The organism is Salipiger thiooxidans, from assembly GCF_900102075.1.
GTDB lineage: Bacteria > Pseudomonadota > Alphaproteobacteria > Rhodobacterales > Rhodobacteraceae > Salipiger > Salipiger thiooxidans.
The window spans coordinates 54,007-70,466 of sequence record NZ_FNAV01000001.1 but is presented as its reverse complement, the minus strand read 5'-3'; the positions used below and the strand labels follow the sequence as shown (position 1 = coordinate 70,466).

At 69.2% G+C, this 16,460-nt stretch carries 17 protein-coding genes; 3 read left to right on the top strand and 14 right to left on the bottom strand.

Going from position 1 to position 16,460, the window contains the following annotated elements:
* Positions 1–159 precede the first annotated feature (159 nt).
* Together nudC and BLQ77_RS00365 are read left to right on the top strand one after the other, a co-directional pair.
* The gene (gene nudC / locus BLQ77_RS00370; RefSeq protein ID WP_089954095.1) at positions 160–1,125 is read left to right on the top strand and encodes an NAD(+) diphosphatase; all 966 of its coding nucleotides are present in this window, start codon (positions 160–162) and stop codon (positions 1,123–1,125) included.
* Positions 1,126–1,180: 55 nt separating this feature from the next.
* The gene (locus tag BLQ77_RS00365) at positions 1,181–1,651 is read left to right on the top strand and encodes an SRPBCC family protein (RefSeq protein WP_089954092.1); all 471 of its coding nucleotides are present in this window, start codon (positions 1,181–1,183) and stop codon (positions 1,649–1,651) included.
* Between the two features lie 10 nt (positions 1,652–1,661).
* Here BLQ77_RS00365 and BLQ77_RS00360 read toward each other — a convergent pair whose 3' ends face one another.
* From BLQ77_RS00360 to BLQ77_RS00350, 3 genes are read right to left on the bottom strand one after another with little or no spacing between them, the layout of a single operon-like run.
* Positions 1,662–2,309, bottom strand: a complete 648-nt coding sequence (locus BLQ77_RS00360; protein ID WP_089954090.1) for an ABC transporter ATP-binding protein — start codon at positions 2,307–2,309, stop codon at positions 1,662–1,664.
* Positions 2,302–3,942: an ABC transporter permease gene (locus BLQ77_RS00355; RefSeq protein WP_165617006.1), complete on the bottom strand. Its 1,641-nt coding sequence runs from the start codon at positions 3,940–3,942 to the stop codon at positions 2,302–2,304. The genes BLQ77_RS00360 and BLQ77_RS00355 overlap by 8 nt, the downstream gene beginning before the upstream one ends.
* Before the next feature lie 43 nt (positions 3,943–3,985).
* A complete protein-coding gene (locus tag BLQ77_RS00350) occupies positions 3,986–5,188 on the bottom strand; it encodes an ABC transporter substrate-binding protein (RefSeq protein WP_089954085.1) in 1,203 nt (400 codons plus the stop codon).
* Between the two features lie 175 nt (positions 5,189–5,363).
* On the opposite strand from BLQ77_RS00350, the gene BLQ77_RS00345 reads away from it, so the two are divergent.
* The gene (locus BLQ77_RS00345) at positions 5,364–5,957 is read left to right on the top strand and encodes an SAM-dependent methyltransferase (RefSeq protein ID WP_089954083.1); all 594 of its coding nucleotides are present in this window, start codon (positions 5,364–5,366) and stop codon (positions 5,955–5,957) included.
* Here BLQ77_RS00345 and BLQ77_RS00340 read toward each other — a convergent pair.
* From BLQ77_RS00340 to BLQ77_RS00290, 11 genes are all read right to left on the bottom strand, one after another.
* Positions 5,947–6,402 (bottom strand): HAD family hydrolase, encoded by a 456-nt coding sequence (locus BLQ77_RS00340; RefSeq protein WP_089954079.1) that lies wholly within the window; start codon positions 6,400–6,402, stop codon positions 5,947–5,949. The two genes, BLQ77_RS00345 and BLQ77_RS00340, sit on opposite strands and share 11 nt — an antisense overlap.
* A complete protein-coding gene (gene gph / locus BLQ77_RS00335; protein ID WP_089954076.1) occupies positions 6,399–7,088 on the bottom strand; it encodes a phosphoglycolate phosphatase in 690 nt (229 codons plus the stop codon). Before gph ends, BLQ77_RS00340 begins: the two co-directional genes overlap by 4 nt.
* 23 nt (positions 7,089–7,111) lie before the next feature.
* On the bottom strand, positions 7,112–7,666 hold the full coding sequence (locus BLQ77_RS00330) for a thioredoxin family protein (protein WP_089954073.1): 555 nt from the start codon (positions 7,664–7,666) through the stop codon (positions 7,112–7,114).
* A 3-nt stretch (positions 7,667–7,669) separates the two neighbouring features.
* The gene (gene rpe, locus BLQ77_RS00325; RefSeq protein WP_089954071.1) at positions 7,670–8,371 is read right to left on the bottom strand and encodes a ribulose-phosphate 3-epimerase; all 702 of its coding nucleotides are present in this window, start codon (positions 8,369–8,371) and stop codon (positions 7,670–7,672) included.
* 12 nt (positions 8,372–8,383) lie between these two features.
* Positions 8,384–9,313, bottom strand: coding sequence for a CbbX protein (cbbX, locus tag BLQ77_RS00320; RefSeq protein WP_089954068.1), 930 nt, complete (start codon positions 9,311–9,313; stop codon positions 8,384–8,386).
* 96 nt (positions 9,314–9,409) lie between these two features.
* A complete protein-coding gene (locus tag BLQ77_RS00315; RefSeq protein ID WP_008885562.1) occupies positions 9,410–9,829 on the bottom strand; it encodes a ribulose bisphosphate carboxylase small subunit in 420 nt (139 codons plus the stop codon).
* A gap of 76 nt (positions 9,830–9,905) precedes the next feature.
* On the bottom strand, positions 9,906–11,369 hold the full coding sequence (locus BLQ77_RS00310; protein WP_089954813.1) for a form I ribulose bisphosphate carboxylase large subunit: 1,464 nt from the start codon (positions 11,367–11,369) through the stop codon (positions 9,906–9,908).
* An 86-nt stretch (positions 11,370–11,455) separates the two neighbouring features.
* The gene (gene fba, locus BLQ77_RS00305) at positions 11,456–12,535 is read right to left on the bottom strand and encodes a class II fructose-bisphosphate aldolase (protein ID WP_089954066.1); all 1,080 of its coding nucleotides are present in this window, start codon (positions 12,533–12,535) and stop codon (positions 11,456–11,458) included.
* 19 nt (positions 12,536–12,554) lie between these two features.
* Positions 12,555–14,540 (bottom strand): transketolase, encoded by a 1,986-nt coding sequence (gene tkt, locus BLQ77_RS00300; RefSeq protein ID WP_089954063.1) that lies wholly within the window; start codon positions 14,538–14,540, stop codon positions 12,555–12,557.
* Between the two features lie 11 nt (positions 14,541–14,551).
* The gene (locus BLQ77_RS00295; protein ID WP_008885788.1) at positions 14,552–15,424 is read right to left on the bottom strand and encodes a phosphoribulokinase; all 873 of its coding nucleotides are present in this window, start codon (positions 15,422–15,424) and stop codon (positions 14,552–14,554) included.
* 28 nt (positions 15,425–15,452) lie between these two features.
* Positions 15,453–16,460 carry a class 1 fructose-bisphosphatase gene (locus BLQ77_RS00290; protein WP_089954810.1) on the bottom strand — a complete coding sequence of 336 codons (1,008 nt, stop codon included), beginning with the start codon at positions 16,458–16,460 and terminating at the stop codon, positions 15,453–15,455.

The window sequence follows — 16,460 nt, the reverse complement described above, 5'->3', positions numbered from 1 at the left end:
TGGGACCGGGACCCGGGGAGGGCCGGCCCGCCAGACCTCAACTCAACCGGAAGGATAGGCTTCGCGCAAGGGGCAGGTTTCGCGGCAAGCGGTTTGCCACCCCGCGCGAGCCGTGTCATGCAAGCCTCCGAGACTGGTGTGCGTGATGCGGGGCGGGACATGAGACATGCGGAAGAGGTGACGTTCGGAGGCTCGGGGCTCGACCGTGCGGCCGAGCTCCGGGGCGACATCCCGGCGATGGCGGCACTGGTGCAGGCCGAGGGCAGCCGGACCATCGCGCTCTGGCGCGGCAAGGTGCTGGTGAGCGGCGACGAGAGCGCCACGCTGGTGCGCCTGCCGCTCGAGCACCCGGTGTTCGACGGCGCCGCGACCGCGCCGATCTTCCTCGGGCGCGAGGAGGGCGAGGCGATCTTCGCCCGCGACCTGTCGGAATGGCAGCCGGACGAGGGCGCACCGGGGGCCGAGGGCTTTCTCGACAGCTCCGAGCAGGTGCACCCTGCCTGCACCGGCGACCAGCGCTTCGTCGAACTGCGCGCCCTGCTGAACCGGCTGGGCCCGCGCGATGCCGAGCTTGGCGCCACGGCACGGGCGCTGTTCACGTGGCATGGCGCGCACGGCTTCTGCGCCCGCTGCGGCGCGAAGAGCGAGGTCGCCCAGGCGGGCTGGCAGCGGGTTTGCCCGTCCTGCGGCACGCCGCATTTCCCGCGCACCGATCCGGTGGTCATCATGCTGGTGACCCGCGGCAATTCCTGCCTGCTGGGCCGCTCTCCCGGTTGGCCAGAGGGCATGTATTCCTGCCTCGCGGGCTTCGTCGAACCTGGCGAGACGCTCGAGGCGGGGGTGCGCCGCGAGGTCTGGGAGGAGGCGGGCGTCGAAGTCGGCGCGGTCTCCTATCTCGCCAGCCAGCCCTGGCCCTTCCCGGCGTCGCTGATGATCGGCTGTCACGGCATCGCCGAGAGCGAAGAGATCACCATCGACCCCAACGAGATCGAGACCGCCCGCTGGGTCACGCGCGAGGAACTCGTCGCCTCTTTTGCCGGAACCAACCCGTCGATCCAGCCCGCAAGGCGCGGATCCATCGCGCATTTTCTGCTGCGCAACTGGCTTGCGGACCGGCTGGATTGAAGCAAGACTGGCGGCCAACCACAACATCGAAATGATGGGGCAGAGGACCGGGCAGATGGAGTTTTCCACACGCGAGTACATCGAGGCGCCGCTGGACCGGGTCTTCGCCCAGGCGACGGATTTCGACCAGATCGAACGGCAGGCGATGCGCCGCGGGGCAGAGGTGCGCCGGCTCTCGGGCGACCACGCGGCGCCCGCCGCGCGCATGGTCTGGCTCGCCTCGTTCCGGTTTCGCGGCAAGGCGCGCGAGGCCGAGGTGACGCTGGTCGAGTACGACCCGCCCAACGGCATGGTCTACCAGACCGTGATCGGCGGGCTCGAGACCCGCAGCACCATCGACTTCGTGGCGCTCTCGCGCAGCCGCACCCGGGTCGGCGTGAAGATCGAGCTGCTGCCGCGCACCCTGTCGGCGCGGCTCATGGTGCAGTCGATGAAGCTTGCCAAGGGCACAATCGACAAGCGCTTCCGGGTGAAGATGGCGGAATATGCCAACCACCTCGAAGACCGGCTGAAGCGCGAGGGCTGAGCCTTTCGCGTCAGTCGTCCCGTCGCCCCAGCAGGATGACCCGCCCGCCCGCCGCCTCGGCGTCGGCGGCATCATGCGTCACCAGCAGCACCGGCAGGCCCTGCGATTGCGCGCGCTCGAAGACCAGCGTGCGGATCTGGCCGCGCAGCCCGGCGTCGAGCCTCGAGAACGGCTCGTCGAGCAGCAGCGCGCGGGGCTCGGCCAGCAGGCTGCGCATCAGCGCCACCCGCGCCTTCTGACCGCCCGAGAGCGTCGCCGGATCGCGCGGCGCAAAGCCCGCCATGCCGATCTCGGCAAGCGCCGTCTCGATCCGGGCGCGGCGCGCGGCGCGGCCCTTCAGCGCGGGCGGCAGACCGAAGGCAAGGTTGCCGCCGACCGAGAGATGCGGGAACAGCAGCTCGTCCTGGAACAGGATGCCGGTGCGCCGGGCCTCGGGCGGCAGCGCGGTGATGTCGCGCCCGTCGAGCAGGATGCGCCCCCCGAGCGTGAAGGCGGGCGCCAGCGTGCCGGTGAGCGCGGCAAGCAGCGTCGACTTGCCCGAGCCCGATGGCCCCATGACGGTCAGGATCTCGCCCGGGGCGACGGAGGCATCTACCGCCACCATCTCGGTGTCGCCCTGCGTGATGCGCAGTCGCTCCAGCACCAGCCCCTCAGCCATGGTGCAGCCCCCGGCGGTTGCGCCAGACCAGCGCTGGCACCAGCAGCGCCAGGGCGAAGGGCACGAAGGCGGCGGCGGTCTGCATCAGCGCGGTGACGCCCACGGTCCGCCGCGCCCCGCCCGAGGCCAGCGCCACCGCCTCGGTGGTGAGTGTCGGCACCCGGCCCGCGCCCAGCAGCAGTGTCGGCAGGAACTGCCCGACCGAGACCGCGCAGCCGACTGCCGCGGCGGTCAGCACCGGGCGCAGCATCATCGGCAGGCGCACCCGCCAGAACACGCCCCAGGGCCCGGCCCCCAAGGCGCGTGCAACGGCAGCGTGGCGGGCGTCCCAGCCGCGCCACGGGTCCGACAGCGACAGGAAGACGTAAGGCAGAACGAAGATCAGGTGCGCCGCGACCACCGCCGCGCGGGTGCCATCGACGCCGCTCACCAGCGCAAGGATCTGCAGCCCGGGCAGGAAGGCGATCTGCGGGACGATGAGCGGCAGGTAGAGCAGCCACAGCGCCCGCGACGAGGGGCGCAGGCCGAAGCGGTCCTCGGCCTCGAGACAGGCGACGACCAGCACCAGCGCGCAGGCGACCGAGACCAGCGCGATGAGCGCGGTGTCGAGCGAGGGCGCCAGCAGCGCCGGTCCGCTGCGCCGCCAGCCGGCGAGCGTGAGCGCGTCGGGCAGGAGCGCGGGAAAGCCCCAGAACCCGGCCACTGACCAGAGGCCCAGCACCGCGAGCCCGAGGATCACCGCCACGGCCGAAAGCGTTCCGAGCCCGAGCGAAAGCGTCCGCAGCGGGGCGTCGTTCCGGCCGCGGCCGCCGGCCTCGATCCAGTGCCGCCCTTGGCGGGCCACGACGATCTCGCCCAGCCGCCACAGACCCAGCGCGGCGACGGTCAGCCCGAGCTGCAGCAGGGCCCCCGCCGCCGCCCGCAGCCGCATGGCAAGATCCGGGTCGGTCATCCAGCGCAGCACCTGCACCGCCAGCGTCGGCGGCGTGTTGGGCCCGAGGATCATCGCCACGTCGACGGTGCTCATGGAGAAGGCCAGCACCGCGTAGACCGGCAGGCGGATCTGCGGGTAGAGCCTCGGGAACACGGTCTTGAGCCAGCCCACGCTGCGCCCGTAGCCGAGGCTGCGCGCGGTGGCGAGGCTCTGGACCGGGCGCAGGGCGGGCAGGGCGGCGAGCGTCATCAGAAGCAGGAAGGGCATCTCCTTCACCACCAGCCCCGCGATCAGCGAGAGCCCCAGCGGGTCCTGCAGGATCAGCACGTCCGGCGGACGATCCCAGCCCGCGACCGGCGCCACGGCGCGGGCGATAAGCCCCGACGGCGCGATCAGGAAGGCGAGGCCGAAGGCCGCCGCCGCGTGGGGCACGGACAGCAGCGGCGAGAGCGCGCGTTCGAGCCAGCGGAAGGCGCGGGTGCCCTGCCAGCCGGCGCAGACCGCCATGGTCAGCGCCAGCGCCAGCAGGGTCGCTGCCAGCCCGGTGCCGAGGCTCAGCGCCGCGGCGCGCGGCAGGCCCGGCCACATGGCGAGGTCGCGGAAGGGCATGAGGCCGGGCTCGACCCGGCCCAGAACCGGCATGATGCCGAAGGCGGGCAGCAGCGTGCCCGCCAGCCCGGCTGCCACGGGGCCGAGCATCACCAGCAGCGTCAGCGCAGGCGCGAGCCGCAGGGGGGACACGTCACTCGGCCACGCCGTAGCGCTGCGCCCAGTCCTCTTCGAGCTTCTCCATCCACGACGGGTGCGGCTCGGGCAGGGGGGCACCGATCTCGTCGAAGGCGATGGCGGCGGGGCCGTAGTCGATGGCGTCGAAGCGCTGCACGTCGGCGGCCTCGAGCTTGTCGAAGTCGAGCACCGAGCCGAAGCCCAGCATCGCGGGATCTGCCATGCGCGCCTGCGCCTCGGGCGAGAGCAGGATGTCGGCCACCACCATGGCGCCGGCCTTTGCATTGGCGTTGAAGGGGATCGCGACGAAGCTGGCGTTGCCGAGGGTGCCGCCCTCGTGGACGTAGCTGCGCACCGTGTCGGGCAGCTCGCCGTTGGCGATGGCGTTGGAGGCGGCGTTGGGGTTGAACTCGAAGGCGATGTCGATCTCGTTGTCGGCCATCAGCTGGATCATCCGCGCGGCGTTCTGCGGGTAGGCCTTGCCCTGCCGCCAGAGGTTCGGAGTGAGCGCGTCGAGAAACGCCCAGAGCGGCGCGGTCGTGGCCTCGTAGTCGGCGTCCTCCACCGGCCCTTCAAGGGCGATCATGTCCGGCGAAAGCTCGATCAGCGCCTGCTTGAGAAAGGTGGAGCCCATGAAGTCCGGCGGCTGCGGATAAGAGAAGCGGCCGGGGTTGGCCTGCGTCCAGGCCAGCAGGGTTGGCATGCTGCGCGGCGGCTCGGAGAGGCGGGCACTGTCATGGAAGAACACCAGCTGCGCAAGGCCCCACGGGCTTTCCATGCCCTCGGTCGGCACGGTGAAATCCGACGTCAGCGCCGCGTTCGACGGGTTGGTCAGCTGCCGGTTGGGCAGCGCCTCGGCCCAGGGCCCGAACAGCAGTTGCTGATCCTTCATCGCGGCGAAGTTCTCGCCGTTGATCCAGATGAGGTCGATGCCGCCGCCCTCGTCCTTGCCGGCGCTCTTCTCGGCCAGCACCCGGCTCACCGCCTCGGCGGTGTCCGACAGCTTGACGTGCTCGAGCGTGACGCCCTGCTCGGCGGCCTTCTCGCCGATCCAGCCGATGAAGGCGTTGACGGGCTCGGATCCGCCCCAGGCGTTCCAGTAGACGGTCTGGCCCTGCGCCTCGGCGGTCACGACCGCCCAGTCGGTCGGGTCGGGATCTGCGAGGGCGGGCAGTGCAAGCGCGGCTGTCATCGCCAGTGAAGCGAGCAAGGTCTTCATTCGTCTTCCCCCGGTGGGTCCCGAACAGGCTCGGGATTTCATGAGTGTTTTCCTGCTTCTGGCAGGAGCGGTGATGTAGCGTCAAATGACAATGCCGCAAGAAAGGTTTCAACGCGGCGCTTGCCGGGCGTCCGGGACATGCCTAGCTCTGGGGAAACGCAAGGGAGGCGGCATCATGTGGGAAGAACGGTTTTCGACCAAGGAGTACGTGTTCGGACGCGCCCCCGCGCTGTTCCTGCGGCGCCACGAGGACCGGCTGACGCCCGGCGCCACGGCGCTGTCGGTTGCCGATGGCGAGGGGCGCAACTCGGTCTTCCTTGCAGAGCAGGGCCTTGTCGTCTCGGCCTGGGACGGCGCGCCCTCGGCGGTGGCCAAGGCGCGGGCGCTGGCGGAGGAACGCGGCGTCCCGGTGCAGTACGAGGTGGCCGACATAGAGACCTGGGACTGGCCCGAGGCGGCCTACGATCTCGTGCTCGGGGTCTTCATCCAGTTCGTCGGCCCCGAGGCGCGGGCCCGGCTCTTCGATCGGATGAAGTCGGCGGTGAAGCCCGGCGGCGCGCTGATGCTGCACGGCTACACGCCGAAGCAGCTCGACTACGGCACCGGCGGGCCCAAGGTGCTCGAGAACCTCTACACGCCCGAGTTGTTGCGCGAAGCCTTCGGCGACATGGAGATCGAGGTGCTGGAGAGCTACGAGACGGAACTCGACGAGGGCGCCGGCCATGTGGGCATGTCGGCGCTGATCGACCTCGTGGCGGTCAGACGCTGACCGAGAGCGCTGCGCGCAGATCGTCGGGCAACGCGCCCCGCGCCAGCGAGCGCAGCACCGGCGCTGTGCCGAATTCCTCGTGCTCGGTGTAGAGCGAGGGCGTCACCAGCACCCCCAGCCCCGCCGCCCGCGCGCGCGTGACCAGCGCGGCCACGCCCTCGCGCAGGGCAAGGCCGCCCGCGCGCAGCTTCGCGACGTAGCGCTCGGTCTTGGCGGCGTGCAGCGCGGGCACGTCGACCGCGTCCCCGGCGGTGCCGATCTCGGACAGCCAGGCCCGGATCCGTTCCTTGCCGCCGGTGGTGCGCAGCAGCCGGCGATAGTCGTCGCGGCTCCAGTCCCAGCCAAGCCCGTGGGCGGCGAAGGTCTCGTTGAAGGCCTGTCGGTGCGCCTCTTCGGTCTCGGCCAGCGTGCCGTCGACGTCGAAGATCAGCGCACGCAGGGTCAAGCCTCGACGCGGGCGAAATGGCGCGAGACGATCTCGGGCAGCTCGTCCCAGTGGTCGAAGGTGTAGCTGTGGTAGAGCTCAGCGAGCGGCGTCTTGCGGTAGCCCCCGGTGTAGAGCGCAAAGGGCAGCCCGGCGCGCTGGGCAGTCTCGGCATCGACCTCGCTGTCACCGACGTAAAGCGCGCTGCCCGCGCCAAGCGCGCGCACCACATGGTGCAGCGGCGCCGGATCGGGCTTGCGCTGGGGCAGGGTGTCGGCGGTCGCGGTGGCCGCGAAGAAGCGGTCGAGCCCGAAATGCTCGAGCGCGATGCGCGTGGGCGCGCCCGGCTTGTTGGTGCAGAGCCCCATGGCGCAGCCCATGGTCTCGAGCCGCGCCAGCGCGTCCACCACGCCGGGATAGACCAGCGTGTTCGCGGGCTCGCCCTCGTAATGGGTCATGAACTTGGCCAGCAGGCGGGCGTGCTCCTCGGGGTCGTCGCCCAGCCCCACGGCTTCCATAACGCGCGAGATCAGAACGCCCGCACCCTTGCCGATGAAGCTGCGCGCCTGTTCGAAGCTGATCTCGGGCAGGCCCTCGTCGCGCAGCACGAGGTTGGCGGCGAGGTGCAGGTCGGGGGCGCTGTCGATGAGCGTGCCGTCGAGGTCGAAGACGACGGCCTTGGGGTCGGCGGCCATGGGAGCGGTCATGCGATGTCCTTCTGCTGTGCCGCTCAGGCGGCCTTCCACTTGATCGAACAGCCCATGGAAGGGATCTGTTCCCGGGGTCCGTGTCCGGTTTCCGCGACCTGTCTCATGGCCTCGAAGAGCTCGCGCTTCAGGTCGGGCGCGCCGGCTTCCTTGCGCGAAGCGTCGAGCCTGCCGCGGTACTGCAGCCCGCCCTTGGCGTCGAAGCCGAAGAAGTCCGGCGTGCAGGCGGCGTCATAGGCGCGGGCGACGCCCTGCGCCTCGTCGTAGAGGTAGGGGAAGGGGAAACCGCGCTCGTCGGCCATGACCTTCATGTTCTCGAAACTGTCCTGCGGGTAGGCGAGGGCATCATTGGCGCTGATCGCCGCCACCCCGATGCCGAGCGCCTGCAGTTCGCGCGCGTCGCGGACGATCCGGTCGAGCACCGCGAGCACGTAGGGGCAGTGGTTGCAGATGAACATGACCAGCGTGCCCTTCGACCCGGCGATGTCATCGAAGCGATACCTGCGGCCGTCCACGCCGGGCAGGTGAAAGCCCGGCGCGCGCCATCCGAAGTTGCAGACCGGAGGCATGACGGCCACAGCTCAGGCCGCCTTTGCCCGTGCGCCCTCGGCCGCCTCGCGGATCGCGCGCATGTTCTGGCCGTAGATCTCGGGGGTGTCGACCGAGCCGCCCTTGAAGACGGCGGAGCCCGCGACCAGCACGTCGGCGCCGGCCTCGACCACCAGCGGCGCGGTCTCGGGGGTGATGCCGCCGTCGATCTGGATGTGGATCGGACGGTCGCCGATCATCTGGCGCACCTTGCGGGTCTTCTCGACGCCGGAATGGATGAACTTCTGCCCGCCGAAGCCGGGGTTCACCGTCATGATCAGCACCATGTCGCAGAGGTCGAGCACGTCGGCGCAGGCCTCGGCCGGGGTGCCGGGGTTCAGCACCACGCCCGCCTTCACGCCCTGCGCGCGGATCGCCTGCAGGGTGCGGTGGATGTGCGGGCCCGCCTCGATATGGGCGGTGATCATGTCGGCACCGGCCTCGGCATAGGCCTCGATGTAGGGATCCACGGGCGCGATCATCAGGTGCACGTCCATGAAGGTCTTCACATGCGGGCGAAAGGCCTTAACGGCGGGCGGGCCGAAGGTCAGGTTGGGCACGAAATGCCCGTCCATGACGTCGACATGGACCCAGTCGGCGCCCTGGTCCTCGATGGCGCGGATCTCGGCGCCGAAGTTTGCGAAATCCGCCGACAGGATCGACGGGGCGATCTTGATGGATCGGTCAAAGCTCATGCGCAGGTCTCCTCACGCTCGTTCGTCTTGCGCGCGGTCCACGTCGAGCCCGCCCAGGAAGACCCGGCTGGCACGGATGTCCGCCTCAGTTATGGTGCTCAGCGCCGTGGCGTCGAGCGGGCCGCTCGAGGTCTCGAACAGCCGGTTGGCCTGTCGCAGCCGCGCCCGGTCGAGCGCGTTGCGGATCGAGCGCGCATTGGCGAAATGCGGCTGCGCGCGTCGCTTGCCGATATACTCGGTCATCGCACGCTTGCCACCCTCGTCAAAGACGTAATTCTGTTCGGCGAGCATCGTCTCGGAAATCCGGCCCAGTTCCCCGTCGCTGTAGTCGGGAAACTCGATGTGATGGGCGATGCGCGAGCGGAAGCCGGGGTTCGAGGCGAAGAACCGGTCCATCCGGTCGGCGTAACCCGCCAGCACCACCACAAGATCGTCACGGTTGTTCTCCATCACCTGCAGCAGGATCTCGATGGCCTCCTGGCCGTAATCGCGCTCGTTCTCGGGGCGGTAGAGGTAATAGGCCTCGTCGATGAAGAGCACGCCGCCCATGGCCTTCTTGAGCACTTCCTTGGTCTTGGGCGCGGTGTGGCCGATGTACTGCCCCACCAGATCGTCGCGTGTCACCGTCACGAGGTGGCCCTTGCGCACGTAACCCAGCCGATGCAGCAGGTCGGCGATCCTGAGCGCCACCGTGGTCTTGCCGGTGCCCGGGTTGCCGGTGAAGGACATGTGCAGGGTCGGGGTCTCGGTGGCGAGCCCCAGCTGCCGTCGCGCCCGGTCCACCAACAGAAGCGCCGCCGTCTCGCGGATCCGCTGCTTCACCGGGGCCAGCCCGACCAGCGCCTCGTCGAGCTCGCGCAGCACCTCGGCCACCCCCGACTCCTCGAAGGAAGCGGCCAGATCCACGGTCTTCGGCGTCACCACTTGTGTCTCGGCATTCATTACGGGGCTCCCTGTCTTCCAATGGCCATAAATATCCTGCGGGGGGTCCGGGGGGCGCAAAGCCCCCCGGTCCGGCACCTGCCGGTGGGCGGCAGGTCAGGCGTAGCGCGCGCCCTCGGGTTCGCGCACGGCGTAGCTCTCGATGGTGTATCGGATCTGCCGCCCCTCGCCCTCCTGCCGCACCACCCGGAAGCCGGGCTCCTCGGCGGGGCGGTTCACGATGAAGCTCATGCGGATCGATTCCCAGCCGTGGGTGGCGTCGAAGGCCAGCACCCGGATGTACTTCGAGCCGTGTTGCTTGCGGCACTCGTTCACCTCGTAGACCGCTGCCGCGGCGTCGCGGTTGTCGAACATCGGGTGGCCCCACATCTCCCAGTAGCTGTTCCGGGGGTGGGGATCGTCGGTGTATTCCACCGAGACCGCCCAGCCGTTGTCGATGGCGTATTGCGCCTGCACGCGGATGTCGTCGTCGGTGAGGTCGGGAAGAAAGCTGAACTGGCCCTGTCTCAGTCGCATGGGATGTCCTTTCAGGTCGGAATTTCGGAAATGGAGAGGGTGCGGGGGAAGAGGGGGCATCTCCCCCCGCAGAGGCTCACATCGACACCTCGGGGGTCGGTGCGAAGTCGGGTGCGTCGGTCGAGGCGTAGTCGAAGGTGACGTCCTTCCAGGTGTCGAGCGCCTGCTTCAGCGGCGTGCAGGTGCGGGCGGCGTCGCGCAGGATGTCCTCGCCCTCGTTCCAGATGTCGCGCCCGGCGTTGCGGGCGAAGACCATCGCCTCGAGGGCGACGCGGTTGGCCGTGGCGCCCGCCTCGATGCCGTGCGGGTGACCGATGGTGCCGCCGCCGAACTGCAGCACGACATCCTCGCCCAGATAGGTCAGCAGCTGGTGCATCTGGCCGGCGTGGATACCGCCCGAGGCCACCGGCATCATCTTGTTGAGCGAGGCCCAGTCCTGGTCGAAGAAGATGCCGTTTTCGAGCGCCATCGGGTTATATTCCTCGCGGAAGATATCATAGTAGCCCTTGGTCGTGGCCGGATCGCCCTCGAGCTTGCCGACGACGGTGCCCGCGTGCAGGTGGTCGACGCCGGCAAGACGCATCCACTTGGCGATGACGCGGAAGCTGACCCCGTGCGAGCGCTGGCGGGTGTAGGTCGAATGCCCGGCGCGGTGCAGGTGCAGGATCATGTCGTTGTCCCGCGCCCACTTGGCCATCGACTGGATGGCGGTGTAGCCGATCACGAGGTCGATCATGATGACGACCGAGCCGAGCGACTTTGCGAATTCCGCCCGCGCGTACATCTCTTCCATCGTGCCGGCGGTGACGTTGAGGTAGGTCCCCTTCACCTCGCCGGTGGCGGCGGAGGCACGGTTCACCGCCTCCATGCAGTAGAGGAACCGGTCCCGCCAGTGCATGAAGGGCTGGGAGTTGATGTTCTCGTCGTCCTTGGTGAAGTCCAGCCCGCCCTTAAGCGCCTCGTAGACCACGCGGCCGTAGTTGCGCCCCGAGAGGCCGAGCTTGGGCTTCACCGTGGCGCCCAGCAGCGGGCGGCCGTAGGCGTTGAGACGCTCGCGCTCGACCACGATGCCGGTGGCGGGACCCTGGAAGGTCTTCACATAGGCGACCGGCAGGCGCATGTCCTCGAGCCGGAGCGCCTTGAGCGGCTTGAAGCCGAAGACGTTGCCGATGATCGACGCGGTGAGGTTGGCAATCGAGCCCGGCTCGAACAGGTCGTGGTCATAGGCGATGTAGGCGAAGAACTCGCCCTGCGAGTTCGGCACCGGGTCGACGCGGTAGGCCTTCGCCCGGTACTTGTCGCAGGCGGTGAGCCGGTCGGTCCAGACCACGGTCCAGGTCGCGGTCGAGCTTTCGCCCGCCACCGCCGCCGCTGCCTCGACCTCGTCGACGCCGTCCTGCGGGGTGATCCGGAACAGCGCGATGATGTCGGTGTCCTTGGGCGTGTAGTCCGGCTCCCAATAGCCCATCTGGGCGTATTTCATCACGCCAGCGCTGTAGCGCTTCTTCGCGTCGGTGACGGTCTTGGCATTGTCCAGCATGGTCTTCTCCTCCGTGAGCATAATGCGAATGCAGATCCGCGGTCGGTCCGTCGTCGGTCCGTGGTCGGTCCGTTGGCGGGGGGGGATCAGGCGGCGTCGGCCGCGGCGATCCTCGGGTCGAGCGCGCCGCTGGCGTAGCGGCTTGCCATGTCGTCGAGCGAGACGGGCTTGATCTTCGAGGCCTGTCCGGCGGTGCCGAAGCGTTCGAACCGGTCGCGGCAGAGCTTGCGCAGCTCTTCCATGGCGGGCGCGTTGAACTTGCGCGGATCGAATTCCTCGGGCTTTTCCTGCGCGATGCGGCGGTACTGGCCGGTCATCGCCATGCGGCAGTCGGTGTCGATGTTGACCTTGCGCACGCCCATGCGGATGCCGCGCTCGATCTCCTCGACCGGGACGCCGTAGGTCTGGGGCATGCGCCCGCCGTTGGCGTTGATCAGGTCCTGAAGCTCCTGCGGGACCGAGCTGCTGCCGTGCATCACCAGATGCGTGTCCGGCAGCTTCTCGTTGATCCGGCGGATGGTCTCCATCGACAGGATGTCGCCGTCGGGCTTGCGGGTGAACTTGTAGGCCCCGTGCGAGGTGCCACAGGCGATGGCCAGCGCGTCGCAGCGGGTGGCCAGCACGAAATCCACCGCCTGATCGGGATCTGTCAGAAGCTGGTCATGGCTGAGCTTTCCCTCGGCGCCCGAGCCGTCCTCGGCCGCGGCCTCGCCCGTCTCGAGCGATCCGAGCACGCCCAGCTCGCCCTCGACCGAGGCGCCGACCGCGTGGGCGGCGGTGGTGACGCGGCGGGTGATCTCGACGTTGTACTCGTAGGAGGCGGGCGTCTTCATGTCCTCCTCGAGCGAGCCGTCCATCATCACGCTGGTAAAGCCGTGGCGGATCGCTGACAGGCAGGTGGCATCGTTGTTGCCGTGATCCTGGTGCATCACGATGTGGTTGCCGGGGAACATCTCGGCCAGCGCCTGCACCATGTGGCGCAGCATGATGTCGCCCGCGTATTTCCGGGCCCCGCGCGAGGCCTGCAGGATCACCGGCGCGTCGCAGCCCTCGGCCGCCTCCATGATCGCGAGGCCCTGCTCCATGTTGTTGATGTTGAAGGCCGGAACGCCGTAGCCGTGCTCGGCGGCGTGATCCAGCAATTGCCTCAGCGTGATCAGTGCCATGTGGTGGGTCCTCCCTTGGTCAGACGAGTTGCCGCGCCAGCGCGGCCACGGCGTTGGCGGTGATGCCGAAATGGCGGTAGAGTTCGGGGGCGGGCGCCGAGGCGCCGAAGCCGGTCATGCCGATGAAGCCGTCCTCGGGGCGCAGCATCAGCTCCCAGCCCTGCCGGATCGCGGCCTCGATGCCGATGCGCGGGGCATCGCCCAGCACTGCGGCGCGTTGTTCGGGCGTGGCCTCGGCGAAGAGCTCGAAGCAGGGGGCCGAAACCACGGCGACGGCGATGCCCTCGGCGGCCAGCGCCTCGGAGGCGGCCAGCGCGATCTCGACCTCGGAGCCGGTGGCGATCAGCGTCACGTCGCGCCGGGCCACGTCGCGCAGCACATAGGCGCCGCGGGCGGTGAGGTTGGCCTCGGTGTGCCGGGTGCGCACCGTGGGCAGGCCCTGCCGCGACAGCGCCAGCGTGCTGGGCCGCGCGGTCTGGGTCATCGCGATCTGCCAGGCCTCGGCGGTCTCGACCGCGTCGCAGGGGCGGAACACGAGGTGGTTGGGCATCGCCCGCAACGAGGCGATGGTTTCGACCGGCTGGTGCGTGGGCCCGTCCTCGCCCAGCCCGATGCTGTCGTGGGTCATGACGTAGACCACCGGCAGCCCCATCAGCGACGACAGCCGCATCGCCGGCCGGCAGTAGTCGGCGAAGGCGAGGAAGGTGCCGCCGTAGGGCTTCAGCCCGCCGTGCAGCGCGATGCCGTTCATCGCCGCCGCCATGCCGTGCTCGCGGATGCCGTAGTGTATGTAGCTGCCGGCGTAGTCGCCGGCTTTCACCGGAGCCTGGCCCCTGGTCTTCGTGTTGTTCGACCCGGTGAGGTCGGCAGAGCCTCCGACAGTGTTGGGCAGGGTGCCGTTGACGATCTCGAGCGCCATCTCGCTGGCCTTGCGGGTTGCCACCTTGGGCGCGTCCGACGACAGCCGGTGCTTGTAGGCGGTGATCGCGGCATCGAGGCTGGCGTCGTCCACCGGCGCGTGGGCGGCGCGGAAGGTCCAGGCGTCGGGGCTGTCAGCCAGCCGACGCGCCCAGGCGGAGCGGGCGTCGCCGCCGCGGGCCGCGACCGCGCGCCAGCCGTCGTAGACCTCGGGCGGGATCTCGAAGGGGGCGTGGGTCCAGCCGAGGGTCTCGCGCGCGGCGGCGATCTCGGCCTCGCCCAGCGGCGCGCCGTGCACGTCGTGCGAGCCCTGCTTGTTTGGTGCGCCGAAGCCGATGATCGTCTTGCAGGCGATCAGGGAGGGGGAGGCTTCGGCGCGCGCCGTCTCGAGTGCGGCCGCGACGGCGGTCTTGTCATGCCCATCGACGGAGGCAACGTGCCAGCCCGCGGCCGCGAAGCGCGCCAGCTGGTTGGTGGAGGTGGAGAGGTCGGTGCCCCCGTCGATGGTGATGCCATTGTCGTCCCAGAGAACGATCAGGCGGGAGAGTCCAAGGTGTCCGGCGAGGTCGATGGCCTCGTGGCTGATGCCTTCCATCAGGCAGCCGTCGCCGGCGATGACATAGGTGTAGTGGTCCACCAGATCGTCGCCGAAGCGGGCGTTCATCATGCGCTCGGCCAGCGCCATCCCGACGGCGGTGGAAATGCCCTGGCCGAGTGGTCCCGTGGTGGTCTCGATGCCCTTGGCGTGGCCGTATTCCGGGTGCCCGGCGGTGCGGCTGCCAAGCTGGCGAAAGCGGCGCAGCTGGTCCATCGGCATGTCGTCGTAGCCCAGCAGGTGGTTGATCGCGTAGACCAGCATCGAGCCGTGTCCGGCGCTCATGACGAAGCGGTCGCGGTCGGCCCAGCCGGGGTCCTTCGGGTCGAGCTTCATGAAGCGGTTGAAAAGCACCGTTGCCACGTCGGCCATGCCCATGGGCGCGCCGGGATGGCCCGAGTTCGCCGCCTGCACCGCGTCCATCGCGAGCGCGCGGATGGCGTTGGCCATCTGGTCTTCGGTGCTGGTCGAGATTGTCTGTTGAAGGGTCATCTGTGCCTCCCTCAGGCGCGCTTGGATTCGTTGACGAGCCGCTGGACCATCGGCGTGAAGATGAGCTGCATGGCGAGGTCCATCTTGCCGCCGGGAATGACGATCGAGTTCGCCCGGCTCATCCAGGAGTTCTGGATCATCGAGGTCAGGTAGGGGAAATCGATCCCCCGCGGGCTCTTGAAGCGGATCACCACGAGGCTCTCGTCGGCGGTGGGGATCCAGCGGGCGATGAACGGGTTCGAGGTGTCGACCACCGGCACGCGCTGGAAGTTCACGTCGGTCTCGGTGAACTGCGGGCAGATGCAGTGCACGTAGGCGTGCATCCGGCGCAGGATCACGTCGGTCACCGCCTCGGTGGTGTACCCGCGCGAGGCCTTGTCGCGGTGGATCTTCTGGATCCATTCGAGGTTGATGACCGGCACCACGCCGATCTTGAGATCCGCCAGCGCCGAGAGGTTGACCTCGTCGTTCTTCACCGCGCCGTGCAGGCCCTCGTAGAACAGCAGGTCGCTGCCATCCTCGAAAGGCTTCCAGTCGGTGAAGTGGCCCGGCGGGGTGCCGTGGCGCTCGGCCTCGGCGTCGTCGTGGATGTAGTGGCGGGTCTTGCCGCTGCCGGTCTCGCCGTAGGTGCGGAAGATGTCCTCCAGCGCGCCCAGCTCGTTGGCGTCGTAGGAGAAATGCGAGAAAGTCTCGTCCCCGGCGGCCTTGCGGCTCTCGAGCTCGGCCTTCATGTCGGCGCGGTTGTAGCGGTGGAAGGCGTCGCCCTCGATGCTCACCGCCTTGATGCCTTCACGGCGGAAGATCTGGTCGAACGTCGTCTTGACCGTGGTGGTCCCCGCGCCGGACGAGCCGGTGACCGAGATGATGGGATGCTTCTTGCTCATGGGACTTGCTGGTCTTTCCTGGGGGCGATCAGACGCGGAACAGGCCGCGGTTGCCGAAGAGGGCAGAGATTTCCTGCTCGGGGAGGTCATGGTAGGCGGTGATGCGGTCGACCTTGGAGGTCGAGCCGAAGACGAAGGGCGTGCGGGCGTGCAGCGAGCCCGGCACCTTGTCGAGGATGCGCGTGGTGGCGTCGGTGGCACGGCCCTGCGCCTGCTCGATCAGCAGCGCGATGGGGGCGCATTCGTAGACCATGCGCAAGCGGCCATCGGCGTAGCCGGGACGGGCGTCGCGGGGGTAGAGGAAGAGCCCGCCCCGCACGAGGATCCGGTGGGTCTCGGCCACCAGCGAGGCGATCCAGCGCATGTTGAAGTTCTTGGCGCGGGGGCCCTCGCTGCCGGCGATGCAGTCGTCGATGTAGGCGCGCACGGGCTTCGACCAGTGCCGGTAGTTCGACGCGTTGATCGCGAACTCGGCGCTTTCCTCGGGGATCGTCAGCCGCGTGTTGACCAGCGTGAAAAGCCCGGTTGCGGGGTCGAGCAGGTAGTCCTGCACCCCGTCGCCGAAAGTGACGACCATCATGCACTGCGGGCCGTAGATGATGTAGCCCGCCGCCAGCTGCTCGTGACCGGGGCGCAGGAAGCTCGCCACGCCCTCATCCCTGGCCTCGCGAAGCGAGAAGATGGTGCCGATGGAGACGTTGGTCTCGATGTTCGACGAGCCGTCGAGGGGGTCGATGGCCAGCGCCAGCCGCCCGGCGGGGTCGAGCTCGGTGACGTCGTCCTGCTCTTCCGAGGCGTACCAGCGGATGCCGGTGCCCCTGAGTTCGGCGAGGAAGGCGGCGTCGGCCAGCACGTCCAGCGCCTTTTGCGCGTCGCCGTCGGCGTTGCCGCCCACGGTGCGGTCGAGACGGCCATCGAGCGGGCCGCGGGCAATGCGCCGGGCGAGGTCGCGGCCGACCCGGCCGAGCGCCTCCATCGCGGGGCGGAGACGGGCCGGAATCGGCGCGTCGGGTGAATAGGGGTTCCTGTCGGTCAT

What these genes read in the sequence shown, in the direction of transcription:
- nudC (WP_089954095.1), top strand. Translation starts at nt 160, where the DNA reads ATGAGACATGCGGAAGAGGTGACGTTCGGAGGCTCGGGGCTCGACCGT.
- BLQ77_RS00365 (WP_089954092.1), top strand. Translation starts at nt 1,181, where the DNA reads ATGGAGTTTTCCACACGCGAGTACATCGAGGCGCCGCTGGACCGGGTC.
- BLQ77_RS00360 (WP_089954090.1), bottom strand. Translation starts at nt 2,309, where the DNA reads ATGGCTGAGGGGCTGGTGCTGGAGCGACTGCGCATCACGCAGGGCGAC.
- BLQ77_RS00355 (WP_165617006.1), bottom strand. Translation starts at nt 3,942, where the DNA reads ATGCTCGGCCCCGTGGCAGCCGGGCTGGCGGGCACGCTGCTGCCCGCC.
- BLQ77_RS00350 (WP_089954085.1), bottom strand. Translation starts at nt 5,188, where the DNA reads ATGAAGACCTTGCTCGCTTCACTGGCGATGACAGCCGCGCTTGCACTG.
- BLQ77_RS00345 (WP_089954083.1), top strand. Translation starts at nt 5,364, where the DNA reads ATGTGGGAAGAACGGTTTTCGACCAAGGAGTACGTGTTCGGACGCGCC.
- gph (WP_089954076.1), bottom strand. Translation starts at nt 7,088, where the DNA reads ATGACCGCTCCCATGGCCGCCGACCCCAAGGCCGTCGTCTTCGACCTC.
- rpe (WP_089954071.1), bottom strand. Translation starts at nt 8,371, where the DNA reads ATGAGCTTTGACCGATCCATCAAGATCGCCCCGTCGATCCTGTCGGCG.
- cbbX (WP_089954068.1), bottom strand. Translation starts at nt 9,313, where the DNA reads ATGAATGCCGAGACACAAGTGGTGACGCCGAAGACCGTGGATCTGGCC.
- BLQ77_RS00315 (WP_008885562.1), bottom strand. Translation starts at nt 9,829, where the DNA reads ATGCGACTGAGACAGGGCCAGTTCAGCTTTCTTCCCGACCTCACCGAC.
- BLQ77_RS00310 (WP_089954813.1), bottom strand. Translation starts at nt 11,369, where the DNA reads ATGCTGGACAATGCCAAGACCGTCACCGACGCGAAGAAGCGCTACAGC.
- fba (WP_089954066.1), bottom strand. Translation starts at nt 12,535, where the DNA reads ATGGCACTGATCACGCTGAGGCAATTGCTGGATCACGCCGCCGAGCAC.
- tkt (WP_089954063.1), bottom strand. Translation starts at nt 14,540, where the DNA reads ATGACCCTTCAACAGACAATCTCGACCAGCACCGAAGACCAGATGGCC.
- BLQ77_RS00295 (WP_008885788.1), bottom strand. Translation starts at nt 15,424, where the DNA reads ATGAGCAAGAAGCATCCCATCATCTCGGTCACCGGCTCGTCCGGCGCG.
- BLQ77_RS00290 (WP_089954810.1), bottom strand. Translation starts at nt 16,460, where the DNA reads ATGACCGACAGGAACCCCTATTCACCCGACGCGCCGATTCCGGCCCGT.